The 26434-nt window shown below is 61.3% G+C and carries 21 protein-coding genes; 7 read left to right on the forward strand and 14 right to left on the reverse strand.

The genetic code is table 11. The features are described from left to right. Positions 1-53 precede the first annotated feature (53 nt). The 4 genes from FZE95_RS13195 to FZE95_RS13210 all read left to right on the forward strand — a co-directional run bounded on the left by FZE95_RS13195 (position 54) and on the right by FZE95_RS13210 (position 6945). A complete protein-coding gene (locus FZE95_RS13195) occupies positions 54-1883 on the forward strand; it encodes an SLC13 family permease (RefSeq protein ID WP_150301395.1) in 1830 nt (609 codons plus the stop codon). Between the two features lie 90 nt (positions 1884-1973). Further along, positions 1974-2981 (forward strand): nucleoid-associated protein YejK, encoded by a 1008-nt coding sequence (gene yejK / locus FZE95_RS13200; protein ID WP_150301328.1) that lies wholly within the window; start codon positions 1974-1976, stop codon positions 2979-2981. Positions 2982-3131: 150 nt separating this feature from the next. Continuing rightward, complete coding sequence (locus FZE95_RS13205) at positions 3132-4937, forward strand: glycoside hydrolase family 15 protein (protein WP_150301329.1); 1806 nt, start codon at positions 3132-3134, stop codon at positions 4935-4937. 58 nt (positions 4938-4995) lie between these two features. Next, positions 4996-6945 (forward strand): RecQ family ATP-dependent DNA helicase, encoded by a 1950-nt coding sequence (locus FZE95_RS13210; RefSeq protein ID WP_150301330.1) that lies wholly within the window; start codon positions 4996-4998, stop codon positions 6943-6945. A 232-nt stretch (positions 6946-7177) separates the two neighbouring features. Here FZE95_RS13210 and FZE95_RS13215 read toward each other — a convergent pair whose 3' ends face one another. The 6 genes from FZE95_RS13215 to FZE95_RS13240 form a co-directional block, all read right to left on the reverse strand. After that, on the reverse strand, positions 7178-8536 hold the full coding sequence (locus FZE95_RS13215; RefSeq protein WP_223825063.1) for an erythromycin esterase family protein: 1359 nt from the start codon (positions 8534-8536) through the stop codon (positions 7178-7180). After that, positions 8520-9182, reverse strand: a complete 663-nt coding sequence (locus tag FZE95_RS13220) for a phosphoribosyltransferase (RefSeq protein ID WP_150301332.1) — start codon at positions 9180-9182, stop codon at positions 8520-8522. The genes FZE95_RS13215 and FZE95_RS13220 overlap by 17 nt, the downstream gene beginning before the upstream one ends. A 94-nt stretch (positions 9183-9276) precedes the next feature. After that, positions 9277-10038, reverse strand: a complete 762-nt coding sequence (locus FZE95_RS13225) for an ABC transporter permease (protein ID WP_150301333.1) — start codon at positions 10036-10038, stop codon at positions 9277-9279. Next, positions 10035-11015 carry an ABC transporter ATP-binding protein gene (locus FZE95_RS13230; RefSeq protein ID WP_150301334.1) on the reverse strand — a complete coding sequence of 327 codons (981 nt, stop codon included), beginning with the start codon at positions 11013-11015 and terminating at the stop codon, positions 10035-10037. Before FZE95_RS13230 ends, FZE95_RS13225 begins: the two co-directional genes overlap by 4 nt. Positions 11016-11140: 125 nt before the next feature. After that, a complete protein-coding gene (locus FZE95_RS13235; RefSeq protein ID WP_150301335.1) occupies positions 11141-12076 on the reverse strand; it encodes a glutathione S-transferase family protein in 936 nt (311 codons plus the stop codon). A gap of 63 nt (positions 12077-12139) precedes the next feature. Then, complete coding sequence (locus FZE95_RS13240) at positions 12140-12490, reverse strand: GIY-YIG nuclease family protein (protein ID WP_150301336.1); 351 nt, start codon at positions 12488-12490, stop codon at positions 12140-12142. Between the two features lie 29 nt (positions 12491-12519). Here FZE95_RS13240 and FZE95_RS13245 point away from each other — a divergent pair, with 29 nt between their 5' ends. After that, positions 12520-13002 carry an asparaginase domain-containing protein gene (locus FZE95_RS13245; protein WP_150301337.1) on the forward strand — a complete coding sequence of 161 codons (483 nt, stop codon included), beginning with the start codon at positions 12520-12522 and terminating at the stop codon, positions 13000-13002. 435 nt (positions 13003-13437) lie between these two features. Here FZE95_RS13245 and tldD read toward each other — a convergent pair whose 3' ends face one another. From tldD to FZE95_RS13285, 8 genes are all read right to left on the reverse strand, one after another. Continuing rightward, on the reverse strand, positions 13438-14883 hold the full coding sequence (tldD, locus tag FZE95_RS13250; RefSeq protein ID WP_150301338.1) for a metalloprotease TldD: 1446 nt from the start codon (positions 14881-14883) through the stop codon (positions 13438-13440). Further along, on the reverse strand, positions 14876-15724 hold the full coding sequence (locus tag FZE95_RS13255; protein WP_150301339.1) for a carbon-nitrogen hydrolase family protein: 849 nt from the start codon (positions 15722-15724) through the stop codon (positions 14876-14878). The genes tldD and FZE95_RS13255 overlap by 8 nt, the downstream gene beginning before the upstream one ends. Next, complete coding sequence (locus FZE95_RS13260) at positions 15725-19588, reverse strand: YhdP family protein (RefSeq protein WP_150301340.1); 3864 nt, start codon at positions 19586-19588, stop codon at positions 15725-15727. Between the two features lie 15 nt (positions 19589-19603). Beyond that, a complete protein-coding gene (gene rng / locus FZE95_RS13265; RefSeq protein ID WP_150301341.1) occupies positions 19604-21061 on the reverse strand; it encodes a ribonuclease G in 1458 nt (485 codons plus the stop codon). A 64-nt stretch (positions 21062-21125) separates the two neighbouring features. Beyond that, positions 21126-21749, reverse strand: a complete 624-nt coding sequence (locus FZE95_RS13270; protein ID WP_150301342.1) for a Maf family protein — start codon at positions 21747-21749, stop codon at positions 21126-21128. After that, positions 21739-22212 carry a rod shape-determining protein MreD gene (gene mreD / locus FZE95_RS13275; RefSeq protein ID WP_150301343.1) on the reverse strand — a complete coding sequence of 158 codons (474 nt, stop codon included), beginning with the start codon at positions 22210-22212 and terminating at the stop codon, positions 21739-21741. The genes FZE95_RS13270 and mreD overlap by 11 nt, the downstream gene beginning before the upstream one ends. Continuing rightward, positions 22202-23260 carry a rod shape-determining protein MreC gene (gene mreC, locus FZE95_RS13280; protein ID WP_150301344.1) on the reverse strand — a complete coding sequence of 353 codons (1059 nt, stop codon included), beginning with the start codon at positions 23258-23260 and terminating at the stop codon, positions 22202-22204. Before mreC ends, mreD begins: the two co-directional genes overlap by 11 nt. Positions 23261-23308: 48 nt before the next feature. Next, complete coding sequence (locus FZE95_RS13285; protein ID WP_150301345.1) at positions 23309-24346, reverse strand: rod shape-determining protein; 1038 nt, start codon at positions 24344-24346, stop codon at positions 23309-23311. Between the two features lie 306 nt (positions 24347-24652). Here FZE95_RS13285 and gatC point away from each other — a divergent pair, with 306 nt between their 5' ends. Together gatC and gatA are read left to right on the forward strand one after the other, a co-directional pair. Continuing rightward, positions 24653-24940, forward strand: a complete 288-nt coding sequence (gene gatC / locus FZE95_RS13290; RefSeq protein WP_150301346.1) for an Asp-tRNA(Asn)/Glu-tRNA(Gln) amidotransferase subunit GatC — start codon at positions 24653-24655, stop codon at positions 24938-24940. 27 nt (positions 24941-24967) lie between these two features. Then, a complete protein-coding gene (gene gatA / locus FZE95_RS13295; protein WP_150301347.1) occupies positions 24968-26419 on the forward strand; it encodes an Asp-tRNA(Asn)/Glu-tRNA(Gln) amidotransferase subunit GatA in 1452 nt (483 codons plus the stop codon). Positions 26420-26434: the final 15 nt, after the last annotated feature.

Here is a 26434-nt window from a genome sequence, read left to right on the forward strand (position 1 = left end):
TTCGGTTGGCTGGCATTCATCTAGCGCAACGGCGTGGACGAACAATGACGAGCCTGAACAGTGATCTGATACTGGTCGTATCGCTACTGCTGATCAGCATGGTGTTGTTCGTACGCAACAAGCCGCGCATGGATGTCGTGGCCCTGCTGGTAATCGTCGCCCTGCCGCTCAGCGGCATTCTCACAATCAATGAAGCCATCGCCGGGTTCAGCGACCCCAGTGTGTTGCTGATTGCGGCGCTGTTCGTGATTGGTGACGGGTTGGTGCGCACCGGTATCGCCTACCAGCTGGGTGACTGGCTGGTGCGGCAGGCCGGCAAAAGCGAAACGCGCCTGGTAGTTCTGCTGATGCTGACCGTCGCCGGACTCGGTTCGGTGATGAGCTCCACCGGCGTAGTCGCCATCTTCATTCCTGTGGTGCTCAGCGTGGCGGTGCGCATGGGCATTCCTGCGTCCCGCTTGATGATGCCGCTCAGCTTTGCTGGCCTCATGAGCGGCATGCTGACGCTGGTCGCCACCCCGCCGAATATGGTGGTGCACAGCGAACTGGTGCGTACCGGTCTGCCGGGCTTCTCCTTCTTCAGCTTCACGCCAATTGGTCTGGTGATACTCGCCTTCGGCGTGCTCTATATGCTGGTGGCGCGGCGCTGGCTGGGCGGCCGGGCAGCGGAGCTGGATGAGCGTGAACCCCGGCATAGCCTGGCCGACCTGGCTAAATCCTATCGCCTGACCGAGCGCGAGCGCCGCCTGCGCGTGCGCCCCGGCTCACCGCTGGCGAACAAGCAACTGGCCGAGATGGAGTTGCGCCAGGATTACGGCATCAACGTGATCGCCATCGAGCGCCAGCGTCGGTTTCGTACCCTGCTGGAGCTGGCCAACGGTAAGACCCTGTTGCAACCCGGCGATGTGTTGCTGGTCGATCTCGCCAGCCCGGCTATCGCATTGCTCGGCGCCTATGACGAGCTCGGGTTGGAGCCGCTGCCGCTGGAAACCTCCTACTACAGTCTGTATTCGCATCAGATGGGGCTGGCTGAAGTGGCATTGCCACCAGACTCACGCTTGCCCGGGCAGACCATCCAGGAGCTGGCGTTTCGCAGCCGCTTCCGGCTCAACGTGGTCGGCCTGCGCCGGCATGGCGAGGCGTTGCCAGGTTTGCTGGTGGATGAAAAGCTCAAGGCCGCCGATACCATGTTGGTCGCCGGCGACTGGAAGGACATCAACCGCCTGCACGGTCTGAGCCGGGATTTTCTGTTGCTGAGCGTACCCACGGAGATCGACGAGATTGCCCCGGCGGCGCGCAAGGCACCCTATGCCTTGTTCAGCCTGGCGGTGATGATCGCGCTCATGGTCAGCGGTCTGGTGCCCAACCTGCTCGCCGCCCTGATCGGTTGCCTGCTGATGGGCGTCTTTCATTGCATCACCATGGATTCGGCCTACAAGGCGATTCACTGGCCGAGCCTGATATTGATCGTCGGCATGCTGCCCTTTGCCCTGGCATTGCAAAAAACCGGCGGTATCGATCTGGCTGTGAGTACCTTGCTACATCTGTTCGGCGATGCCGGGCCGCGCGCCCTGCTGGCCACGCTGTTTATCTGTACGGCTGTCACCGGCTTGTTCATTTCCAACACAGCCACGGCGGTGCTCATGGCGCCGGTTGCGATTGCCACGGCGCAGGCCATGGATGCCTCGCCCTATCCCTTTGCCATGATCGTTGCGCTGGCGGCATCGGCGGCGTTCATGACGCCCGTGTCCTCGCCCGTCAATACACTCGTTCTGGACCCGGGCCGCTACCGTTTTACCGACTTCGTGCGCATCGGCGTACCCTTTACGCTGCTGGTACTGGTGATCAGTGTGACCATGGTGCCCTGGTTGTTTCCGCTGTGACGGGCGCGCAGCGCATCCGGTTTACGCCACGCGACAACTGAGTTACCTTGCCGGCCTGCGCCACCTTCCCTTGAGTTTGCGGATACCACCATGCCCATCGACAACAGCATTGTTCATCAGATACACAAGAAGCCCGACGGACAGCCGGCCAGCCTCACGCTGCGTGATGCCGAACTGGCCAGCTCCGAGGCGCTGGAACAACTGCTGGCCGGTCTGATCGAGGCCTATAACAGCAAGCCGAACAAGGCCTGGGGCTATTTCCAGCCGGAGAGTGGCGCCTACCCGTTCAGCGGCTGGTTGCAGCAATTGCTGGATGAGGAGCAGGATTTCCTGCGCTTCTCGACCCAGGCCACCGAGCATCTGAAAACGCTGATGGAGGGCTCCAATCTGGCCCTCGGCGGGCATGTGCTGTTTATCCGCTATCGCCAGGGCATGACCGCCTTTCTGGTCATCGCCTTGTTGCACCATACCGAGGGCGTGACCGTGACCGACGACCTGAACGTAGCGGCGGCGCGGCATCTGGATCTGTCCAGCCTGAATATGGCGGCGCGGATCAACCTGACCGAGTGGAAACAGAACGCCAGCTCCAAGCAGTACATCTCCTTCATTCGCGGCCGCAGTGGCAAGCGCGTGTCCGATTACTTCCGCGACTTTATCGGCTGCGTCGAAGGGGCCGATCCCGAGCAGGAAACCACCACCCTGCTGCAGGCGTTTCAGGATTATGTAGGCGAAGCGGACATGCCCGCCGACGAGCTCAAGGGCAAGACCAAGGCCATGAGCGGCTACGTCAGCGGTCAGGCGCGTCAGGGTGAGCAGGTCGCGCTGGAAGAACTCTCCGGCGTGATCGATGAAGAACAACCCCGCGCCTTCTACGATTACATCCGCAACAAGGATTACGGCCTGAACGCCGAGATCCCGCCGGACAAGCGCACCCTGTCCAACTTCATGCGTTATTACGGCAAGGCCGACGGCATGTCGATCAGCTTCGAGGCCCACCTGCTGGGTGAGCGCGTCGAGTATGACGAGACCGGCGATTCCCTGGTGATCAAGCATCCGCCCAAGGGTCTGATCGAGCAGCTGAAAAAGAAGAAGCGCTAGCGCCCACCGCAGCGGCCTGACATCCGGGCAACACCGTGACATCAATGCGCGGTGTGCAGACCAACCGTTATCGGAACTTCAAGCAAAACCCGGGGGTCGCTAGCTTAAGTCGATCATGAGCGGTAACTAGCCGCGCCCCCTGGAGTGCCAATGCCACACCCAATCGAAGACTATGCCTTGATTGGCGATCTGTGCACCGCCGCGTTAGTCAGCCGTAACGGCAGCATCGACTGGTTCTGCCCTCCCCGTTTCGATTCACCTGCGTGTTTTGCTGCGCTGCTTGGCAATGACGAGCACGGCCACTGGCGACTGTCGCCCAGCGCCGAACCCACCGAAATCAACCGCCACTATCAGCCGGATACCCTGGTGCTCTGCACCGAGATGAGCTGCGCTCAGGGCCGCATCCGCATTACCGACTGCATGCCCTTCGATGACAACGTCACCATTTTGCGCCATGTCGAAGGGCTCGAAGGCTGCGTTGAAATGGACATGAGCCTGTTGCCCCGCTTCGACTACGGCAAGGAGGCGGCGCGCTTTGAGCAGAGCGAGAACGGCGTATGCATCACAGGTGGGGAACAACCCTTATGGCTGTTCACCGACCTGTCATGTGAATGGCAGGACGACTGCATCAGCGCACGCTTTAGCCTGAATCCTGGTGAGCACCGGCTGATGCAGTTCACTCACCTGAGCGGCGATAGCCAGGCCGAGCGCGCACGCTGCAGCGAAGGCGCTATCGAGGACTGCGCCGGTTGGTGGCGCGACTGGGTGCGCCAGTGCAGTTACCAGGGGCGCTGGCGGGATGCCGTGGTGCGCTCGCTCATCACGCTCAAAGCGCTGACCTACGCGCCGAGCGGCGGCATGGTCGCAGCGCCGACGTCCTCACTGCCGGAAAAGATCGGCGGTGCCGCCAACTGGGATTACCGATTCTGCTGGCTGCGCGACGCGGTGCTGGCGGTCGATGTGTTCCTCGACTCGAATTTCTTCTCGGCGGCGCATGAGTGGCACAGCTGGCTGCTGCGCGCCATCGGCCAGGACAACGGGACAGTCGATGTCGACGTGCTCTACAGCATCACCGGCGTCAAACCCATGCCCGAGCGGGAACTTGGCTGGTTGCCCGGCTGGAAGGATTCCCAGCCAGTGCGTGTCGGTAACGCTGCCTCGGAACAGCATCAGCTGGATGTCTACGGTCTGTTGATGGATGTGCTGCATATTGGCCGGCGCAGCGGCATGGAAACCACTGAGCAAACCTGGGATTACCAGTGCAAGATCATGGACTTTCTGGTCGAGCATTGGCGCGAGCCGGACGACGGCATCTGGGAACTGCGCGGTGCACCACGGCATTACACGCACTCCAAAGTGTACGCCTGGGTCGCCTTTGACCGTTCTGTCCGTGACGCCGAAGAGTTCGGGCTGAAGGCACCCCTTGACCTCTGGCGCAGCACCCGCGACGAGATCCACGCAGACGTCTGTCGCAACGGGATCGACCCGTCGCGTAACGCTTTTCAGCAGACCTATGATGAAGCGCGCCCGGATGCCAGCCTGCTGATGATCCCGTTGCTGGGCTTTCTGCCCGCTGACGATGACCGCGTTCAGGCCACGCTGGCCTGGATCGAGGACACACTGTGCGAAGACGGCCTGGTCTATCGGTTTCTGGCAGATGATGCCTACGACGGAAGCGAAGGCGCGTTCCTGACCTGCAGCTTCTGGCTCGCCGATGTGCTGACCATGAGCGGGCGCACTGATGAGGCCGACGCGCTGTTCGAAAAACTGCTCGGCCTGCGCAACGATGTCGGGCTGCTGGCCGAGGAATACGATCCGCAGCAGGGGTTGCTTGGCAACTTCCCGCAGGCGCTGTCGCACCTGGCGCTGGTGAAAAGTGCGTATCTGATTGATCCCGACAAGGACGCTCATCGAGGCGGCCAGCCCGAACGTCACGCCTACCGCCCGGTGCCCTGATTGGGTCAATGTGTATCCATTGGCAGACAAGCGCGGCGTAAATCGCCACCATGTCGCAATGATCAGACAAACCCTGCTCGACACCTTCGGTTACGACCGCTTCCGCCCCGGCCAGGAGCCGGCCATCAACGCCGTGCTGGAAGGCCGTTCGGCGGCCGCCATATTCCCGACCGGCTCGGGCAAATCGCTGTGTTATCAGCTGCCCGCCATGCATCTGCCGCATCTAACGCTGGTGGTCTCGCCGCTGTTGGCGCTGATGCAGGATCAGTTGGCGTTCCTCGACCGGCACGGCATCAGCGCTGCGAGCATCGATTCGTCGCAAAGTCGCGAAGAAGCCAGCGACGTCATGGCGCGGGCCAAAAGCGGCGAGCTGAAAATACTGATGATCTCGGTGGAGCGGCTGAAGAACGAGCGTTTCCGCAACTTTATCCAGCAGGTGCCGATATCTCTGCTGGTGGTGGACGAAGCGCACTGCATATCCGAATGGGGCCACAATTTCCGCCCGGATTACCTCAAGCTACCGGCGTACCAGAAGGACTTCGGTATTCCGCAAACACTGCTATTGACCGCCACTGCGACGCCGCCGGTCATCGCTGATATGCAGCGCAAGTTCGGCATCGCCGAGGCCGATGTCATCACCACCGGCTTCTACCGGCCCAATCTGAATCTGCTGGTCGAGCCGGTTGCCGGCGCTGACAAACGCCAGCGTCTGGTCGAATGGCTCGGGACCCGCACAGCCGAGCCGGGCATCGTCTACGTGACCCAACAACAATCCGCCGAGGACGTCGCCAGTCATCTGACCCAGCATGGCATCCGCGCCGCGGCCTACCACGCCGGCATGGACCATGAGCGACGCGAGCGCATTCAGCGCGACTTCATGGGCGGCGATATCAACTGCATTGTCGCGACCATTGCCTTTGGCATGGGCATCGACAAGAGCGATATCCGCTTCGTGGTGCATTTTGATCTGCCCAAATCCATCGAGAACTACAGCCAGGAAATCGGCCGCGCGGGCCGCGATGGCAACCCGTCGGATTGCCTCGTACTGGCCAACCGCGACAGCCTGAACGTGCTGGAAAACTTTGTGTATGGCGACACGCCCGAGCGCACCGGCATTCGCTGCGTGCTGGATGAACTGCAGCGCGACGCCCCCGGCGGGCAATGGGAGCTGATGCTCAACGCACTCTCCACGCGCAGCAATATCCGCCAGCTGCCGTTGAAGACGCTACTGGTGCAGCTGGAGCTGCGCGACATCATCGCGCCTCGCTACGCCTACTTCGCCGAATACCGTTTCAAGTTTCTGCACGAACCCGAGCAGCTGGCGCAGCAGTTCAAGGGCGAGCGCAAGGAGTTTGTCGAAGCGATCATCAATACCTCGCGGCGCGCGCGGACCTGGTGCACGGTGGATTTCGATGCGCTGTGGCAGCAGCACCGGGCCGAGCGGGGACGGGTAATCAAGGCGCTGGATTACTTTCAGGAAAAGAACTGGGTCGAGCTGGAAAGCAAGCAGATGACCGAGGTCTACGAATTGCTACAGCCGGATTTCGACGCCGCCAGCCTGAGCGAGGAGCTGCATGACTATTTTCACCGGCAGGAAGCCAGCGAGATCAACCGCATCCACGCCATGCTCGATCTGTTTGCCACCGAAGATTGCCTGAGCCGACGCCTGGCGCGCTACTTTGGCGATGAACAGGTGCCCGAGCGCTGCGGACATTGCTCGGTATGCCATGGCCATCCGGCACATTTGCCGGAGCCCCCGGCATTAGCGCCACTGTCTCTGGAGCGCATTCAGCAACTCGGCGCAGCCTTTGTCGAACGCTATCAGAGCGATCAGCAGCATGCGCCCACGGCAGATTGTCTCGCGCGTTTTCTGTGCGGAATCAGCGTGCCCTTGTTCACACGGCTCAAGGCCCGGAGCCTGCCCGGCTTTGCTGCGCTGGAAGCCTATCCCTACGCCAGCGTCAGAGAGCTCGCGCGAGATAGCCTGGTTCCATCCATCGCTCGCTGACGACAAACGCCAGAAGGTCGGGCGCGCTGCGCACGCCGTCGCGGCGAGGTCGCCACTCCTACAAAGTGCCGCCAGAGAACGAATTTGGTAGGAGGGTCGCCGGACCGCCTCGGCCCGACGGCGCGCGCAGCGCGCCTCTGGTTTACTATCGTTTAGCTCCGGACCCGCTGATTATAGGAAGCCCCCCCGGCCCAACGCTGTCCGCAGTAAGCCACGTTGGTTACCCGGCCCGTCAGAAACCACTTGGATAGGTATCGTCCGGTTCGGCATGCGCGGTTAGCGGCTCCTTCGCCAAAGCCTGCAGCGCATGGGTTTCGTCAAAGTGCAGCACGAAATCATACTGTTCAGGCAACCGGCTGAAAAAGTAATGGCTCTGCCGCTCGGTTTCCGGACGGTATATCACGCCGATAGCGCGGTGCAGGCGGGATTCGCTCAAGGCGTCCGTCAGTGCATTGCTTTCACGCAGGTCCAGCAGGAAGTCGGTCGGGCTGGCCTCCTGAAACAGCAGCTCATAACTGCCTGCCAGCGGCGGACGAATGCTTTTGCGCTCCGCCGGTGCATCCCAGTCGGAGGCTGCAGTGACCTCGCCGGTCGCTGTAGTAAAGCCCACCAGCAAGGCATCGCTGCCGTATTTCTCCCGCGCCAGCTGCCCGATATTGAATTCGCCGTGCCGACCCATATCCGTCGCCGCCGCGTTGCCAATATGAGAATTGTGCGCCCACACCACGACGCCCGCCTCGCCACCCAGCTGGTAACTCAGATGTTCACGCAGGGCTTCCAGCGTCTCGAACATGTGGCCATCGCGCAGATTCCAGGAGCTGGCTTCGCCCCGGAACATGGAGCGGTAATATTCCTCGGCGTTGAGCACCAGTCGCGCGTTCTGCTCGGCGCAGAATCGCTGTTCATCCGCGACCAGACCCAGCCCGGTCAGACGTTGCAGCGCCTTGCCCTGCATGTCCATCAGTTGTTCGGTGATTTCCTTTTCGCAGGAGTCGCTCATGCCGAACGCAACGGAGTGGCCGTAGCGCTGGGGCTCACCCAGAAACTGCTCCAGACAGGCATAACGCTCGCGGGCGCGGCGCGCCGCCGGCGGATCGTGCTTGTCCAGATAGGCAATGACCGCCTGCGCGGAGCTGGACATGCTGTACAGATCCAGACCGTAAAACCCCACCGGGCGATTGCCGGCTTCGGCCCGCTCGGGGGCCTGGTTGAACGCCGCCAGCCATTTCACAAAATCGAGCACCTCGGTGTTGGCCCACATCCACAGGGGAAAACGCTCAAACACATCCAGGGCCTGTTCGGCGGTCTTGTCGGCCCCCTGGTTCCATACAAAACGGTTGATTGCGTAGGCATCCGGCCAGTCGGCTTCCACCGCCACTGCGGCAAAGCCCAGCTCGTCGATCAGCCGGCGCGTGATTTCTGCACGCACCCGATAGAACTCCTGGGTGCCATGGGATGCTTCCCCTATCAATACATAGGGCTTGCCACGCGCCGCCTCGATAATCGCATCGTAATCGGCGTCGCTGCCTGTCAGAGGAACAGCGTGCTGCTCGATGGCGTCGATGGCCCGCTGGTCATTCGCTTTGCTCACTTGTGCCTCCCGGTCTGTACTGCTGCAGAATCTGAATGACCTGTTCATCGGTGGTCTGGGCAAAATCCTCATACCAGTAGCCGACCCCACCCAGATCGCTCTGCGGATAAGGGCATTCAAGGCGGTCTACCAGCGTGGCGAGTTCGCTGCAGGTATCCGATGCCCCGACGGGCACCGCCACGGTGACGCTGCGCGCGCCAGCCTGATGCGCTGCCCGTATCGCCACGCGCATGGTCGCGCCTGTGGCCAGGCCGTCATCGATGAGAACCACGTTGTGGTCGTTAAGTTCGGGGGCGGGGTGTTGACCACGGTAGCGCTGCTCGCGGCGATGCAGTTCGGCGCGCTCGCGTTCGACCACCGCGTCGATCTGCTCCTGCTCAAGCTTGAGCTGCCGGAGCACCTGTTGATTGAGGAAGATCAGATCGCCGCCGGCAATAGCGCCCATGGCGTACTCCTCATGCCCGGGCACACCCAGTTTGCGCACCAGCAGGATATCCAGCGGCAGTCCGAGCGCCCTGGCCACCTCGGCCGCAACCGGCACGCCGCCGCGCGGCAGCGCCAGCAAGATCAGGTCAGGTTGGCCGGTCAGATCGGACAGCGCTTTAGCCAGCTGCTTGCCGGCGTGGGCACGGTCGGTGAATAGCATATGGCCTCCGGTCATTCATCTCTAAGGAGAATGACCCGTGAAGTCGCAGGCTGTTCAATCCGCCGGCCAGACGGGTTGCTGGTCGGATAAAGGATCAGGGCTTGAGCTTGTATCCGGTGCGGAAGATGACCCAGACAATCGCCAGGCAAATCGTAAGGAACACCAGCGTCATGCCCAGGCTCACGCCGATATGCACGTCAGCCACACCGTAGAAACTCCAGCGGAACCCGCTGATCAGATACACCACCGGATTGAACAGCGTGATGGTCTGCCACATGGGCGGCAGCATGCTGATCGAATAGAAACTGCCGCCAAGAAAGGCCAGCGGGGTAACAATCATCATGGGCACGATCTGCAGCTTCTCGAAGCCATCCGCCCACACGCCGATAATGAAGCCGAACAGGCTGAAGGTGACAGCGGTCAACACCAGGAAACCAAACATCCACACCGGATGCAGGATCTCGTAGTCCACAAACAGCCGGGCGGTGAGCAGAATCAGAATTCCCAGCAGCACCGATTTGGTGGCCGCCGCACCGACGTAGCCCACGACGATCTCCACTGGCGATAACGGCGCCGAGAGCACCTCATAGATGGTGCCGGTGAATTTCGGCATGTAGATGCCAAAGGAGGCATTGGAAATACTCTCGTTGAGCAACATCAGCATGATCAGACCGGGAATGATGAACGCCCCGTAACTGACGCCATCGATCTCCTGCATGCGCGAACCAATGGCCGCGCCAAAGACGATGAAGTACAACGAGGTGGAAATCACCGGCGAGGCAATGCTCTGGAACAGGGTGCGCCACATACGGCTGAGTTCTGAGAGATAGAGGGCGCGGATACCGTAGAGATTCATGCCCGGCCTCCGCTCTGGATATCCAGTTGCGCACCGGCGCTTGTCTCAGGCCGGACCTCGTCATGCACCAGACCGACGAAGATATCCTCCAGCGAGCTCTGACTGGAATGCAGATCCTTCACCTCCAGGCCTTCCTCGCCAAGCGCCCGCAGCAGATCGGCCAGACCGGTATGCTCGCACTGGGCATCGAAGGTATACACCACCGCATGGCCATCCTGAACCAGTTGCACGCCGTATTTCGCAAGGCTGGCGGGTAGCTGCGTCAGAGGCTCCTGCAGCTGGATGCTCAGCTGTTTGGTGCCCAGTTTGCGCATCAGGGCAGCCTTGTCTTCGACCAGAACGATTTCGCCGCGGTTGATCACCCCGATACGGTCGGCCATCTCTTCGGCCTCTTCGATGTAATGTGTGGTGAGGATGATGGTCACGCCCTGCTCACGTAGCCGGCGCACCATGTTCCACATATCCCGCCGCAGCTCGACATCCACGCCGGCGGTGGGCTCATCGAGAAACAGCACGTCGGGCTCGTGCGCGAGCGCCTTGGCGATCAGCACGCGGCGCTTCATACCGCCGGACAGATTCATGATCTTGTCGTTACGCTTGTTCCACAGCGACAGCTCACGCAGCACTCGCTCGATGTGCGCCTTGTCCGGCGCCTTGCCGAACAGACCGCGGCTCAGGTGGACCGTGGCCAGTACGGTATCGAACATATTGCTGGTCAGTTCCTGCGGCACCAGACCGATGGTTGAACGCGCCTTGCGGTAGTCCCTGACAATGTCGTAGCCCGCCACCGTGACTTCACCCTGGGAGGCATTGACGATGCCGCAGATAATGCTGATCAGCGTGGTCTTGCCGGCGCCGTTCGGGCCAAGCAGGGCAAAGATCTCGCCACGGTGAATGGTCAGGTCGATATGTTTGAGCGCCTGAAAACCCGATGAGTAGGTCTTGTTCAGGCCTTTGACGCTGATAACAGGTTCCACAGCCCCTCCGGGTGATTTGGAATGCTTCCCGAGACCTGACCCGCAGTATCGCTGGCCAGGCGCAGGTGCTTCGGGTTGTCCCCCACTTTGAAAACGGGGGGTTACGGGGGATTCAGGGTTTGATCTCAGGCCGCTTCGATACGGAAACCGTAGCGCGGAAAGTGCACGTGCAGCAGACCGGCACGCTCGTCCTCGCGGGCTACCACGATCTCTTCGTTATCTTCATACACCAGCGAGCCGCTGACCGGATCGGTGCCGTAATCCACCGCACTGACGCTCACCGCCTGGCCAAGCTCGAACCCACCCGGGCTGACGAACTCGATTTTCGGTAACGCCGCTGGAGACGCCTCCCGTGCCACGGTGATAGCCTCGGATGCCTCCATCGGTGTACTGGATCCGTGACCGAAATCCGCAATGCGGCCCATCCAGGCAGCAATGGCCGGATAGCCATCCAGCGCGTCGGCCACGGCCTTGTTCGAGGCGACGAACCACAGCGGATGGTAGTGCGCCAGATCGGCGATACAGGGCGTGTCCCCCAGCAGGAATTCGCCGTCGCGCTCCAATTGCAATTCCAGCCGGCTCATCAACGCTGGCCATTGTGACAGCGCGACCCTGGTGTCCAGCGGGTTGGCGGTGCCACTGGCAAACAGCGCCTGGCGATCCGCCACAAAGCCCTTGATCACCTCTTCGGGCATATTGGCGAAACGGGAGGCGAGCCCCTTTTTCTGGAAATTGATCGCCACGCCATGCTGAAACAGCACCTGGTCGCCGAACTGGGCGAGTCCTGCAGCCGCCGCTTCACGCCCTTCAGGAAACAGCGCCGGGGTGACCTTCTCCTGTTCCAGACGGCGGGCAATCAGTGCGGTATCGCAATAGATATCCGCGCCGACCTGAAGTACCGGGGTGCGTCTATAGCCGCCTGTCAAAGCGGTGAGGTCCGGCTTGGGCATCACCGCCGGGATCATGACTGAATGCCAGGACAGGCCCTTGAAGCCGAGCATCAGGCGCGCCTTTTCGGCGAAGGGGGACTGCGGGTAATGATGCAGAATCAGGTCGGTCATCGTTCGGCTCCGTGAAAAGGTATGTGACGTTTCAGGTTCCACCAACCCTCGGTTGGCCCGGAATCAATCCAGCTTAGCCGGTGCCGGGTCGGCTGCACAGTCTCGATTGGACTCGGTCCCTGTCTCGGCAAACAACCGGATCAGCTGCTCCTTGGCGGGCTTGGCCAGCGCCTTGATGGCCAATTCGCGGCGTAGCGCATCGGAATGATCAATACAGATTTCTTGCCACACCAACGCCTTCGCCGGACTACGATTAAAGAACCGCGCTCCCTTGCCGTTGGCGTGCTGACGAAAGCGCCGTTGAGGGTCGGTGGTTATGCCTGTATACAGATGGCCGTTCTCGGCCCGCACCATATAGACCCACCAGGTTCTCGGGGCAGGTTCGGGCGTGTGTTGAGTACTTTCAGAAGGCATACTGGCGCTTACGACTGCAGGAGTTAGCCATGTTTATACAGATTTTCAGCACCGGCGGCACCATCGACAAGGTGTACTTCGATGCGCTCAGCGAATATCAGATCGGCGAACCCATGGCTGGTGAACTGCTCGACCAGGCTCGTATCGGCTTCAATTATTCCATCGAATCGCTGCTGAAGAAGGACAGTCTGGACCTGAACGACACCGACCGCGACCTGATCCGCAGCAAGATCGCCGCCTGCCCGCACGAGCACATTCTGATCACCCATGGTACCGACACCATGACCGTCACCGGCGCGGCGTTGGCCGATATCGACGACAAGGTAATCGTGCTCACCGGCGCCATGCAGCCCGCACGTTTTCGCGACTCCGACGCGCTGTTCAACCTCGGCCTGGCAATCGGCGCATTGAATACCCTCGGGCACGGGGTGTATGTCGCCATGAGCGGACGGGTATTCCCCGTCGACCAGGTACGCAAGAACCGCCTGGCCGGCCGCTTCGAAGGGCTTTGACAGCACACTATTCAGCCAATGGCCGCGGATCATGGAATGTCGAGTTCCACCTCGACAACAGTGTTCTGCCGAACCTCCGCCGGCCGGGATGGAACCCGGCCCTCCATCGTCTTGAGTGTCTTGCGAGACCCAAGGCTCTAAACTAACACCTGCCACCACCCTGGAAATGTCGAGTTCCATCTCGACAAAAGCGTCTGCCGAACCTCCGCCGGCCGGGATGGAACCCGGCCCTCCGTCGTCTTGAGTGTCTTGCGAGACCCAAAGCTCTAAACCAACGCCCTGCCGCCTCCCTGGGAATGTCGAGTTCCATCTCGACAAAAGCGTCTGCCGAACCTCCGCTGGCCGGGATGGAACCCGGCGCTCCATAACCCCCGCGCAGCTACGGCNTGGCCGGGATGGAACCCGGCGCTCCATAACCCCCGCGCAGCTACGGCCTCAGGCGCCCGTGCCGCCCACGGTGATCTGGTCGATTTTGAGGGTCGGCTGCCCGACGCCGACCGGCAGTGACTGACCGTCCTTGCCGCAGGTACCGACGCCGCTGTCCAGCTGCAGATCGTGACCCACCATCGATACGCGGTTCATGACTTCGGGACCGTTACCGACCAGGGTGGCGCCCTTGACCGGTGCGGTGATCTTGCCATCCTCGATCAGGTACGCCTCGCTGGTGGAGAAGACGAACTTGCCGCTGGTGATATCCACCTGACCGCCGCCCAGGTTGGCGCAGTAGATGCCTTTTTTCACCGAGCGAATGATGTCCTGCGGATCGCTTTCGCCAGCCAGCATGTAGGTGTTGGTCATACGTGGCATGGGCAGGTGTGCATAGGACTCGCGACGGCCATTGCCGGTCGCGGGCACGCCCATCAGCCGGGCGTTCAGCTTGTCCTGAATGTAGCCCTTGAGAATGCCGTTTTCGATCAATGTGGTGCACTGGGTCTGGTTGCCCTCGTCGTCCACACTCAAGGAGCCGCGACGGCCGGCAAGGGTGCCATCATCGACGATGGTGCACAGGCTGGAGGCGACTTTCTCGCCGACCCGGCCGCTATAGGCCGAGGTGCCCTTGCGGTTGAAGTCGCCCTCAAGGCCATGACCAACCGCTTCATGCAGCAGTACGCCGGACCAGCCCGGTCCCATCACCACCGGCATGCTGCCGGCAGGCGCGGGAATAGCCTCGAGATTGACGGTGGCCTGACGAACCGCTTCGCGGGCGTACGCCATGGCACGTTCTTCCGTTTCGAAGTACAGATAATCCGTGCGTCCGCCGCCGCCGAAGCTGCCGCGCTCACGCCGGCCGTTGTGCTCGATGATGACGCTGATGTTCAACCGTACGAGCGGACGGATATCGCCGGCCCAGGTGCCATCACTGGAGGCAACCATAACCGTATCGTGGGAGCCACCCAGGCTCACGGTGACCTGGGTGATACGTGAATCAAGGCTGCGTGTGTACGCGTCCAGCCGTTGCAGGAAGGACACCTTGTCGCCCTGCGCCATGACCTCTAACGGGTTGGCCGACGGGTACAGCGCCTGGCTGGTGTCGCGCTTCCAAGCCTGCACGCCACCGGCCTGCCCGGCCCGCGCAATGGAACGCGCGGCCGAAACTGCCTGGCTCAGGGCCGGCAGGCGAATGTCGTTACTGTAGGCAAACCCGGTTTTTTCCCCAGACTGGGCACGCACGCCTACGCCCTGGTCGACATTGAAACTGCCGTCCTTGACGATGCCATCCTCAAGGACCCAGGACTCGCTCACCTGATGCTGGAAATACAGATCAGCCGCGTCCACCCCGGGTGCCGAGACCAGCTGACCGAGTACACCTGCGATCAGATCGGGGCTCAGCTCTGCGGGTACCAGCAGGCGGTTTTCAACATTGGCTATCAGATCACTCATTCTTTTCGGACTCCTTGGCCGATAACTCGGCCGGGGCAAATCGGCGATGCCCGGAAACGGGCATCCGCTGGCGAATAGCTTGCATATGGGCGTGGTCGATTTGCTGACAGACCACACCTTCCCCTTGCTCAAGCGAAGCAACTACTTCACCCCAGGGGTCGACCAGGCAACTGTGGCCAAAGGTCTCACGCCCCCCGGGGTGCAGCCCACCCTGGTTGGCGGCGAGTATGTAACACTGGGTTTCGATGGCCCGGGCTCGCAGCAGCACCTCCCAGTGGGCCGCCCCGGTCACGGCGGTAAAGGCCGAGGGCACCACAATCAGATCCGCATTGGCGCGGGACAGTGCAAGATACAGCTCGGCAAAACGTAGATCGTAACAGATCGACAGGCCGACACGCCCGACTGGCGTATCCACATGCACCACCTGATCGCCGTAGCCATAGTCCCTGGATTCGCGGTAGCTGCGGGTGTTGTCCGCTACTTCTACATCAAACAGATGCAGCTTGTCATAACGCGCGACCTCACTGCCTTGATCATCGACCACCAGACAGGTCGCCATCGGCTTGCCGGTGGGGGTGAGCGGTAGCGGAATACTGCCGCCGATCAGCCAGACGCCGTTTTGCCGTGCTTGTTGTGCGAGGAATGGGCGAATGGGACCGGTGCCTTGAAACTCGGCGACGCCGATGTCTGCCAGCGAGCGGTTGCCGAAGGCGGCGAAGCATTCAGGGAGCAATATCAGCTGCGCGCCGTCGGCGGCCGCTTCGGCTATCAGCCCGGCGGCGCTTTCGAGGTTGGCCGCTACGTCCGGCCCGCTGATCATCTGGATGGCAGCAACTTTCATTCAGTCCTCCAGTGCGGCTTCGTTATCAAAGGCGCGATCAAATTCAACGTTGGGTTTCTGCCAGTCTCCGCTGATCTTGTATTTGACTGATGCGAAACGGGCAATCCGGTCGCCGAGGATCTTGTCGGCAATAAACAACGCGCCGCCGATATAGGGGGCACCGGCAATGATCGCGGCCAGGGGCAGGTTGTTGGTCACGGGCAAGGTCACCAGCATACCCATATCGATTTCGTTTTGTGGCAGATCAATCCGGCCGTCCAGCTGCAGCTTGACGCTCGGGCCGTCCATCACCAGCGGCGTGCGGTTATGCATCACTCCGTCAGTGAACAGCAGATCGCCATCGAGGGTATCGTAGGCCGTACCCTTGCCGAACAGGTCAGAAAAGTCCAGGCGCAACCGGCGTGTCAGCGCGTTGAAATTGAGCAGACCGAACACCTTGAGTGCATCAGCCGAACTCTCGCCACTCTGCAGCACGCCATCGCGGGCGCGCAACTGCAACTGGCCGGTGCTGCGCTTGAGCGCGAAGTACGCTGGCGAGCCAGGCCATTCCAGCTCTGTGGTCGCGGCAAATTCACTGCTGGTCAGCGTCGGCGCGTAGTCCCAGGCGCGCAACACATTGCCGATGTTATCTGCACTGAGGCTGCCTTCAAAGCGGGTCCGCCGATCGGTATCGCGCCAATCCAGGTTTCCGCGCAGCTGCAACCCGCCCCGCAGAGCAATGTTCGCATCATCCACGCGAAGGCCCTGGGCAGTCGGACGCATCCGGAACGAAACCGGCCCGACCAGATCATCCCCCCAGAACAGCTGCGCGACGCTGAGATTGACCGCAGGCAATGACGACGGCAGCACGCCATCGAGGGGATCTTCAGCCACCAACGGCTCGACCAGTGCCTCGGACTCCTCGGCTACATTCTGGTCATCGGCAAAGCGCAAGCGCTGCAGATCGATCTGCAAGGGTTCGTTGGCGCCAGCTGGCAGGCGGATCCGGCCTGCAACATCCGCCTGCTGCACATCAAAATCCCACCCCGTCGGAGCATTCTTTCCATAGATCTGAAGGTCGTCGAGTTCCAGACCCAGACCTTCGAAGCGGGCCGCGTTCAGGTTGATTTCGCGTATAAGCGCCAGCGGCGAGTCGCTGACTGCAGGTGGCTGAGCGGCGCTTTCGGTGCCGGCCCTGAAGTCATTGATCCATTGCTGCCACTCAGCCCATTTCAGCGCAGCAACATTGGCCCTGATGCTGAGGCCATCTTCAGACGGGACGGCCGGACTGCCACTGCGATAGCGCACATCACCACGCAGGGAATCGCCGGAGCGGACGATCGAACCGCGCAGATCGCCGCCTGAACGAAACGACCAGCGCTGGCCCTGATCGCTGAGCCGCAGGGTCACCTCGGTGGGCAACGCCTGTTCAGATTCCTTGGCAAAGGGTGGCGGTAGATCGAGTGCAACGCCCTGCAGATCGGACGCGACCTGCACACTTTGGTTACCAGAACGAATCGCCACCTGAGCGTCCCAATCCACACGACCTGTGGCCAACTGCAGCGGTGCCTTGCCGAGCATCGACCAGCTCTTCAACGCCTGCACCGGATGGCTGCCCTTCATGCGGATGAGCTGTTCACGGTCGATCACTCCGATAGTGCCGGTCACCGGCTCACCAAGAAATTGCAGGCGGACGTTATCGGCGGTCAGCCCTTTGCTGTGGTCATACGCGAAGTTGCCGCTGACCTCGTGCAACGGCGCGTCAAGCTGGGGGATGAATAGCTGCTCGGCCTGGGCCTGTGCGCTCAGGCGAATATCCGGTTGGCTCCCCTGCTGCAGGGGAATAACCAATGAACCCGTGCCGACCAGCGTGCCATTGCCGGTCCAGCCAGCGAGCGGGTCATTGGTGATCTCGCTGAGCGGCGTGTCCTGCATCAGACGCAGGGCGTCCTGTAGCGGCCCTGTCACTTCGCCGTTAACCGACAACAGCAGGGGCGCGTCAGGACTTTCACGATCGATAGCCAGCTGCAGTTCATTGAGGTCGGTATTCCATAGGCGCGCTTGCCCCTGATGCACGGTCACTGCAGTGTTACGCAGGTGTACCGTGCCGGATACATTCTCCAGCGCTGGCCAGCCTGGCTGGAAAAACAGACTGCCCTGATCAAGGCTGCCGTAGAGTTCCATCACGCGGTCTTCCGGATCAGCATCCTTTGCCAGTACCCCGCGATAGCTGAAAATGGCCAACGGCACATTGCCTGACAGCTCTGTCCAGAGCAGCCACTCGTGCAATTGTGGGCTCGTCGCCGCAACCCGTGATGGCAGATACCGGCGATAGAAATCCGCCTGGCTGTCGCGCAGCGCGACGCGCAGGTCCATACTCGGCGTGCCACCCGGACGCGGCAGATGCAGGTTGAGTCGCGCTGTCGCTTCGCCCTCCTCGCCGCTGACCGCAAGGCTCGGCGCCTTCAGCTGCATACCCGTCTCGTCGGACCATTCCCAGCCCAGGCTGCCGGTCAGGCGGTCGTACTGCCAGGCTTCGGGAAACAGTTGCGGCAGTGACATACGCCAGTTATAGCTGTCGAGCCTGACCTCACCCAGGGCACGACTCCCGGCCAGCGTCCCGCTGATACCCGTGAATCCCGGTACGGCTCGCCAGGGTTCGGTGCTTATATTGTCCAGCCGGGCTTCGATATTCAGCTCATCGAGTGCCAGAGAGGTGCTGCTACCCCGCAGGCCGACATTCAGCAGCTCACCCTGCGGATCGAGGGCAGCCAGAATGTCAGCAAAACGGTCTTCCGGAATCGAGCCATAGAGCCCGGCGGCCAGCGGCGCCAGCGGCAAGCGGTCCAGCGCGAGCTGCCAGCTTCCATCCTCGACTTCGCGGGTCGCGGTCAGGCGGGTGTCGGGCCACAGGATGTCGTTGACCTGCAGCCCCAGCTGTTCGACACGCAGCAGCTGTTGCTCGTCACCAAGCTGCAGGTCGAATTGCGCCTGCAGCTCAGTCAATGCCGCACCTGGGCGCAGCGTCCGTAGTTTCACCTCGGGCGCAGTCACCACGCCTTGCAGCCGATGTAGCCGACGCTCCTGCCAGCTGCCCCAGAAGTTTCCCCCGGCGACCAGCTGTTCAAGCCGGACCTTTCCCAGCCAGGCGCGGGGTATCCAGTCGCTCCATTGCAAGGCAGGCAGATCCGCGAAAAACGCGACCGACATATCGCGCCAGTCATCCCCCTCACTCTGCCCTTCAAGCTGCAGACGCAACTGACGACCATCGGGTAGCGCCAGCCGTGCATCAAACTGGTGATCGCCCCACCGGTTGACCAGGGTCAGATCACCATCGGTGAAATTCCACTCAGGCAAACTATGCGGATTGATGCGGATGCGGCTGTCGAGCAGGGTGATACGGCGCTGGTTGAGCAGCTTGCCAAGCATCTCGTCGAGCCCGCCTTCGACCCTGTCCCGCGAGCCCAGGCCGCGCAAACGCCAGCGACCATCGGCTTCCTCGAGCAATTCCAGCGCCAGGCCTTCAACCTGCAGCGCGTCGAGCACCAGCTCCCGGCGCCACAGGCTGGCGAACACATCAAGGCGCGCGGTGACGTTATCCAGGGCGAACAGTACCGAGCTGTCGGGGTCGGCTTCGGCGTGAACCTGCAAGCCGCGGAGCATGAACACTGGCTGGCTGCCCTGCATCTCGCCGCTCAGATCATCCAGGCGGATTGCCCGGCCGGTAAGCTCCTCGGCACGCTGCACCAGCTCGGCCTGATAATCCGCCACCGCCGGTACAAACTGACGGCCGAGACTTACATAGGCAGCCGTGGCCAGCAGCCATACGACAAGGCACAGAATCAGTCCATCCAGACCCCGACGAATCCAGGTTTGCCAGCTCATGCGCTCAGACGCTCATCACATCAGCACCACATCGTACTGTTCCTGGGTGTACACCGGCTCGACCTGAAACTTGATTGGCCGCTCGATGAACAATTCCAGGTCCGCGACGTTGCCTGACTCTTCGTCCAGCAGCCGGTCGATAACCGCCTGTGACGCCAGCACCATATAGGCGCCCGCCTGATAGGCGCGGGCTTCGCGCAGTATCTCCCGGAAGATTTCATAGCAGACGCTTTCGGCGGTCTTCTGGATACCGCGGCCTGAGCAGCAGGGACAGGGCTCGCAGAGAATCTGCTCAAGACTTTCGCGGGTGCGCTTGCGGGTCATCTGCACCAGGCCCAGCTCGGTGATGCCGATGATGTTGGTTTTGGCGTGATCACGTTCCAGCTGTTTTTCCAGCGTGCGCAACACCTGGCGCTGATGCTCCTCGGCTTCCATGTCGATGAAGTCGATAATCACGATGCCGCCCAGATTACGCAGGCGCAGCTGGCGCGCAATGGACGTTGCCGCCTCCAGGTTGGTCTTGAAGATGGTTTCTTCGAGATTGCGATGTCCGACGAAGGCGCCGGTATTCACGTCGATAGTGGTCATCGCCTCGGTCTGGTCAATCACCAGATGTCCGCCCGACTTGAGCATCACCTTGCGCTCCATGGCCTTCTGGATTTCATCCTCAACGCCATACAGCTCGAATACCGGACGCTCACCCGGGTAATGCTCGAGTTTGTCATCAATGCCGGGCATCAGCTCCTGCACGAATTGCTCGACCTTCTGGAAGGTTTCCCGCGAATCGATACGGATTTTTTCAATGCGCACGTTCGCCAGGTCCCGCAGCGTACGCAGCGCCAGCGGCAGATCTTCGTAGATCACCGAAGGTGCGGAACATGCGCCCATTTGCTGGGAGATCTGCTGCCATAACCGTCTGACATAGCGGATGTCGGCGAGGATATCTTCCTCACGCGCGGCTTCGGCGGCGGTACGCAGAATGAACCCGCCGGGCTCGTCAACAGCTTCATTGGCGACGCACTGGGCGACGATCTGCTTGAGGCGTTCGCGCTCGGCTTCTTCCTCGATCTTCAGCGATATGCCCACGTGCGGCGTACGCGGCATATACACGAGATAGCGCGACGGTACCGAGAGGTGCGTGGTGAGGCGGGCGCCCTTGGTGCCGATTGGGTCCTTGGTGACCTGAACCACCAGCGCCTGGCCTTCATGCACCAGCGCATTGATCGGCTCGACCGCGGAGCCTTCACGCTCGGAAATCTCCGAGGCGTGGATAAACGCAGCCCGCTCCAGGCCGATATCAACGAAAGCAGCCTGCATGCCCGGTAACACACGGACGATCTTGCCCTTGTAGATATTGCCGACAATGCCGCGACGCAGGGTGCGTTCGATGTGCACTTCCTGCAGTACGCCGTTTTCCACCAGAGCGACCCGTGTTTCCATCGGGGTTATATTGATCAGGATTTCTTCGCTCATGGGCTCTCCAGTTTTATCGGACCGTTAGGGCCTTTTGAGTGTTCTTCCGAGCCGCCTGCCTGTGTCAGCGCGCTTGCCAACAGGCAATCCCGAATGCCTGCAGCAGTGCTGCGGTTTCCATCAGAGGCAGCCCTACCACCGCACTGTAGCTGCCCTCAATGCGTTCGATGAATATCGCGCCCAACCCTTGAATGGCATAACCGCCAGCCTTGTCGGCCGGCTCGCCGGTATCCCAGTATGCGCTCTTTTCGGCCTCGGACAGCTGGCGAAACCACACCTGGGTCTCGACGCTTGCCAAACGTAAGTCATCGCCCCGGCATACCGCTACGCTGGTAATTACACTGTGGGCCCGACCTGACAGATCGTCCAGCATCGCCAGGCCATGCGCACGGTCGGCCGGCTTGCCCAATATGCAGTTCCCCAGCACTACGGCGGTGTCTGCCGCCAGCACGACCGCCCCGTCGGGAGCTTTGGCAACGCCCGCACGCACCTTGTCATGCGTGACGCGTTCGACATACGCGAGGGGCAATTCGCCAGGCAAGACCGTTTCGTCAATCTCCGACGGTATCACGCAGACTGGCACACCGATCTGTGAGAGTAATTCGCGACGGCGTGGCGAGGCCGAAGCCAGATAAAGCAGGCCGCAGCCGTTACCGGACGCCAGCACAGAAGCCGTATCAGACGACATGGAAGCGGCGCCGGAAAATATCCAGGAAGGCACAAGCCCACGGCCACAGCAAAGCGCTGACCAGAGCCGGTAACAGCAGCAGGAGAATCGGCGGTCGACTGCCGGCCAGGCTGTTCAGCCACAACAGCAGCAACTGGGCGACGCCGAACACGGGCAGCATTACCAGGCTCTGTTGCCACAATGGAAAACGCCGGATGCGCTGATAAAGCAACAGCACCATGGTCGCGACCAGTGTCATGACCAGGGCATGCTGGCCAAACAGTTCGCCGTACAGCACGTCGGAGGCCAGGCCGGCAAACCAGGCCATCACCAGGCCGATCCTGTGCGGCAGAACCATCACCCAGAAGGCGACTGTCATCGCCAGCCACATAGGCCGACCAAAGCCGAACGGCTCGGGCATAGGCATAACACTCAGCAGCAGCGCCAGCAGAACGGTAAAGCCGACAACCAGGCTATGGCGCATCGTTGCTGCCCTCCTCGCCGGCTTCGCTTGATTCGCTTGATTCGCCAGGAATGTCAGGCTGTTCAGGCTGTTCAGGCTGTTCAGGCGCGGCAACCGCCTGATCCGGCGATGCCTCAGGTTCCAGGCTCAACACAGGGAACACATCGCCATAGGCACTTTCCGGACTGAACACCAAAAGCAGGTAACGGCTGCGATTGAGCTGGGCAGTCGGGGCAACCTTGACGATGGAGAAAGGCTCGGCAGGGTCCTGTTCGACCGAGATGACGCGGCCAACCGGATAACCGGCCGGAAAGCGCTGCCCCAACCCCGAACTGACCATGATGTCGCCAATGCGAATATCTGCCGTGTCGCTGACATGGCGAAGTTCAAGCCAGTCGTTGTTCCCGGTCCCGGTCGCCATCGCGCGCAGACCATTGCGATTGACCTGCACCGGCAGGCTGTGGGAGACATCCGTCAGCAGCAGTACGCGCGAATTGAACGGCATCACCTCGACCACTTGCCCCATCAGGCCAGTGGCATCAAGCACGGGTTGGCCAAGAAACACGCCGTCGCGATCGCCCTTGTCGATCATGATGCGTTGGGTAAAGGGATTGGGATCGACCCCGACCAGTTCAGCCACCAGCACGCGTTCGTCGACCAGCGAGGAGGAGTTCAGCAGCTCACGCAGCCTCACGTTCTGCTCGGTCAGGGCCGCGAGTTTCTGTAATTTGCGCTGGGTCAGCAAGGATTCGGCGCGCAGGCGCTGGTTTTCGGCAATCAGATCGGCACGGCTGGTGAGTTGGGTATGCACATTTTCCCAGGCGCGAACCGGCAGCTCGGCGACGTAGTAGATAGGCATCAGGATCATGCCGAGCTGGGCGCGCACCGGCTGCAGCACGTTCAGCCTGGCGTCAGTCACCATCAGCGCCACCGACAACACCGTCAGCGCCAGTAAACGAACGCCCAGTGAAGGGCCTTTGATGAACAGCGGTTTGATGGTGCACTCCTCATAAACCTGTGCGGCTCCTGCTGCCGCGACGCTGAGCCAGTCGTTGCTGGTCCCTATCATGCAACACCGGCATGACAGGGACCAAGACCTGGTGAACAGTGCGTCGGTTTACTCGGTGGAGAGCAAGTCCATATTGTGGCGGTCCATCATCTCCAGCGCCTTGCCACCCCCACGTGCGACGCAGGTCAGCGGCTCTTCGGCGATGATCACCGGCAGACCGGTTTCCTGGGTCAGCAGTTTGTCGAGGTCACGCAGCAGCGCGCCGCCACCGGTGATGATCAGGCCGCGCTCGGCGATGTCAGACGCCAGTTCTGGCGGAGACTGCTCAAGTGCGCTTTTCACTGCCTGAACGATGGTCGCTAGGGACTCCTGCAAGGCCTCGAGCACTTCATTGGAGTTCAGCGTGAAGGCGCGTGGCACGCCCTCGGCCAGATTGCGGCCACGCACATCCACCTCAAGAATTTCACCGCCAGGGAAGGCAACGCCGATTTCCTGCTTGATGCGCTCGGCCGTGGCTTCGCCGATCAGGCTGCCGTAATTGCGACGCACGTAGGTCACAATGGCTTCGTCGAAGCGATCGCCGCCGACGCGGACCGATTCGGCGTATACCACGCCATTCAGCGAGATCAGGGCGATTTCAGTGGTACCGCCGCCGATGTCGACGACCATGGAACCGTGCGCTTCCTCAACCGGCAAGCCGGCACCGATCGCTGCGGCCATGGGTTCCTCGATCAGGAACACTTCACGTGCGCCAGCACCCAGCGCCGATTCGCGGATAGCACGACGCTCGACCTGAGTGGACTTGACCGGAACACAGATCAGCACGCGCGGGCTCGGCTGGATGAAGCTGTTTTCGTGCACCTTGTTGATGAAGTACTGCAGCATCTTTTCGCAGACGCTGAAGTCGGCGATGACGCCGTCCTTCATCGGACGGATTGCCTGAATGTTGCCGGGGGTGCGGCCGAGCATGCGTTTGGCTTCCGTGCCGACGGCTACAACACTTTTCTGATTTCCATGGGTGCGGATGGCCACGACGGATGGCTCATCCAGTACAATGCCGCGGTCACGAACATATATCAGTGTATTGGCAGTGCCCAGGTCAATGGACAAATCACTGGAAAACATGCCGCGTATTTTTTTGAACATGCGTTGAATATACCCCGGTGCGGGTGGGTTAAATGTAAAAGAAGTACTGACAAGTTGCCTGGGCCCACGGCAAACGCCCACTGGCCTGAAGTTGAACGGCCTCCCGGCGACAGGACAAATATGAACTGACAAGCCAACTGGTCGGTACTTCCTGAAGTGTCGCAACTCTAACAACGGCGGGGTTTTTGGGCAAGGCGCGTCTATGGTAAATTCGCCGCTTTGTCCGGGCTCGGCTACAGCCATTCACAGATTGGCGCATCGGCCCTATTGCGCCGGTCCGCGCCCAGGTTTCACGGAGAACAGAACATGGCACTAGAACGTAAAGAGGTGGAGAACGTCGCCCATCTTGCCCGTATCGCCATTGACGACGCGGATGCCACTGCGTTTACCGCCAAACTGGCCGGCGTCATGGATCTGATCGATCGCATGCAGGAGGTGAATACCGACGGCGTCGCCCCGCTGGCCCACCCGCTGGAAACCACTCAGCGCCTGCGCCCGGATGCTGTCACCGAGACCAACCAGCGTGACGCCTACCAGGCCATTGCCCCCGCTACCGAAGACGGCCTGTATCTGGTCCCTCAGGTGATCGAATAACCGCCGCGCCCCCGGAGAACACCTTTCATGCACGAGAAATCCCTGGCCGAGTTATCACAGGCCCTGCAGAGCAAGTCGATCTCAAGCGTCGAGCTGACCCAGCATTATCTTGATCGTATCGCGCGGTTCGATAGCACTCTTAATAGTTACATCACCGTCACCCCTGAACTGGCGCTGGAACAGGCGCGCGCGGCGGATGCCCGCATCGCCGCCGGTAATGCCGGCCCGCTCACCGGCATACCGCTGGCGCACAAGGACCTGTTCTGCACCCAGGGCGTGCGCACCAGCTGCGGCTCGAAGATGCTCGACAATTTCATCGCGCCCTACGAATCCACCGTGACCTCGCGCTTTCTGGATGCCGGTACGGTCATGCTCGGCAAGACCAACATGGATGAGTTCGCCATGGGCTCGTCCAGCGAATCCAGCTATTACGGACCTACCCGCAACCCTTGGGATACCGACCGCGTACCCGGCGGCTCCTCCGGCGGTTCGGCTTCTGCGGTGGCAGCACGCCTGTGCGCGGCAGCCACCGGCACCGATACCGGTGGCTCGATTCGCCAGCCCGCCGGCTTTACTGCATTGACCGGCCTCAAGCCGACCTATGGCCGCGTCTCGCGCTGGGGCATGATTGCCTATGCCTCAAGCCTCGACCAGGGCGGCCCGATGGCACGCACCGCGGAGGACTGCGCGTTGATGATGCAGGTCATGGCTGGCTTTGACGAAAAAGATTCCACCAGCGTCGACGAGCCAGTCGCCGACTATTCCGCCAGCCTGAATGACTCGCTCAAGGGTCTGCGCATCGGCCTGCCGAAGGAATACTTCGCCGGTGGCCTGGATGCCGCCACCGCCGAGGCCATTCAACAGGCGGTCAAGGAGTTCGAAGCCCTGGGCGCAGAAATTCGCGAGATCAGCCTGCCCAACGCCGAACTGGCCATTCCGGCCTATTACGTCATCGCGCCGGCAGAAGCCTCCTCCAACCTGTCGCGCTTCGATGGCGTGCGTTTCGGTTACCGCTGCGAGAATCCCGCCGATCTTACCGATCTGTACAAGCGTTCGCGCAGCGAAGGCTTCGGCAACGAGGTGAAGCGGCGCATCATGGTCGGCGCCTATGCGCTGTCTGCTGGCTATTACGATGCCTATTACCTCAAGGCGCAGAAAATCCGCCGGCTGATCAAGAATGACTTCATGGCCGCCTATGAGCAGGTGGACGTCATTCTCTGCCCGACCTCACCGACGCCGGCGTTCCGCATTGGCGAGAAAATCGACGACCCGGTCAGCCTGTACCTCACTGACATCTATACCATCACCGCCAACCTGGCTGGGGTGCCTGGCATCGCTTTGCCCGCCGGTTTCGCCAATGGCTTGCCGCTGGGCATGCAGTTGCTCGGCTCGTATTTCAGCGAAGCGCGCCTGCTGAACATTGCGCACCAGTACCAGCAGGTCACCGACTGGCACAGCCGCGCACCGCAAGGTTATTGAGCTATGGCGGAGCCG

The sequence above is a fragment of the Pseudomonas profundi genome (assembly GCF_008638305.1).
GTDB classification, from domain to species: Bacteria; Pseudomonadota; Gammaproteobacteria; order Pseudomonadales; family Pseudomonadaceae; genus Halopseudomonas; species Halopseudomonas profundi.

Excerpts from the sequence above, each read along its gene's own strand:
- gatC (WP_150301346.1), top strand. The coding sequence starts at position 24,653 with ATGGCACTAGAACGTAAAGAGGTGGAGAACGTCGCCCATCTTGCCCGT.
- yejK (WP_150301328.1), top strand. The coding sequence starts at position 1,974 with ATGCCCATCGACAACAGCATTGTTCATCAGATACACAAGAAGCCCGAC.
- FZE95_RS13260 (WP_150301340.1), bottom strand. The coding sequence starts at position 19,588 with ATGAGCTGGCAAACCTGGATTCGTCGGGGTCTGGATGGACTGATTCTG.
- FZE95_RS13210 (WP_150301330.1), top strand. The coding sequence starts at position 4,996 with ATGATCAGACAAACCCTGCTCGACACCTTCGGTTACGACCGCTTCCGC.
- FZE95_RS13270 (WP_150301342.1), bottom strand. The coding sequence starts at position 21,749 with ATGTCGTCTGATACGGCTTCTGTGCTGGCGTCCGGTAACGGCTGCGGC.
- FZE95_RS13245 (WP_150301337.1), top strand. The coding sequence starts at position 12,520 with ATGTTTATACAGATTTTCAGCACCGGCGGCACCATCGACAAGGTGTAC.
- FZE95_RS13235 (WP_150301335.1), bottom strand. The coding sequence starts at position 12,076 with ATGACCGACCTGATTCTGCATCATTACCCGCAGTCCCCCTTCGCCGAA.
- mreD (WP_150301343.1), bottom strand. The coding sequence starts at position 22,212 with ATGCGCCATAGCCTGGTTGTCGGCTTTACCGTTCTGCTGGCGCTGCTG.
- FZE95_RS13205 (WP_150301329.1), top strand. The coding sequence starts at position 3,132 with ATGCCACACCCAATCGAAGACTATGCCTTGATTGGCGATCTGTGCACC.
- FZE95_RS13220 (WP_150301332.1), bottom strand. The coding sequence starts at position 9,182 with ATGCTATTCACCGACCGTGCCCACGCCGGCAAGCAGCTGGCTAAAGCG.
- FZE95_RS13240 (WP_150301336.1), bottom strand. The coding sequence starts at position 12,490 with ATGCCTTCTGAAAGTACTCAACACACGCCCGAACCTGCCCCGAGAACC.
- FZE95_RS13225 (WP_150301333.1), bottom strand. The coding sequence starts at position 10,038 with ATGAATCTCTACGGTATCCGCGCCCTCTATCTCTCAGAACTCAGCCGT.
- FZE95_RS13255 (WP_150301339.1), bottom strand. The coding sequence starts at position 15,724 with ATGAAAGTTGCTGCCATCCAGATGATCAGCGGGCCGGACGTAGCGGCC.
- tldD (WP_150301338.1), bottom strand. The coding sequence starts at position 14,883 with ATGAGTGATCTGATAGCCAATGTTGAAAACCGCCTGCTGGTACCCGCA.
- mreC (WP_150301344.1), bottom strand. The coding sequence starts at position 23,260 with ATGATAGGGACCAGCAACGACTGGCTCAGCGTCGCGGCAGCAGGAGCC.
- FZE95_RS13285 (WP_150301345.1), bottom strand. The coding sequence starts at position 24,346 with ATGTTCAAAAAAATACGCGGCATGTTTTCCAGTGATTTGTCCATTGAC.
- rng (WP_150301341.1), bottom strand. The coding sequence starts at position 21,061 with ATGAGCGAAGAAATCCTGATCAATATAACCCCGATGGAAACACGGGTC.
- gatA (WP_150301347.1), top strand. The coding sequence starts at position 24,968 with ATGCACGAGAAATCCCTGGCCGAGTTATCACAGGCCCTGCAGAGCAAG.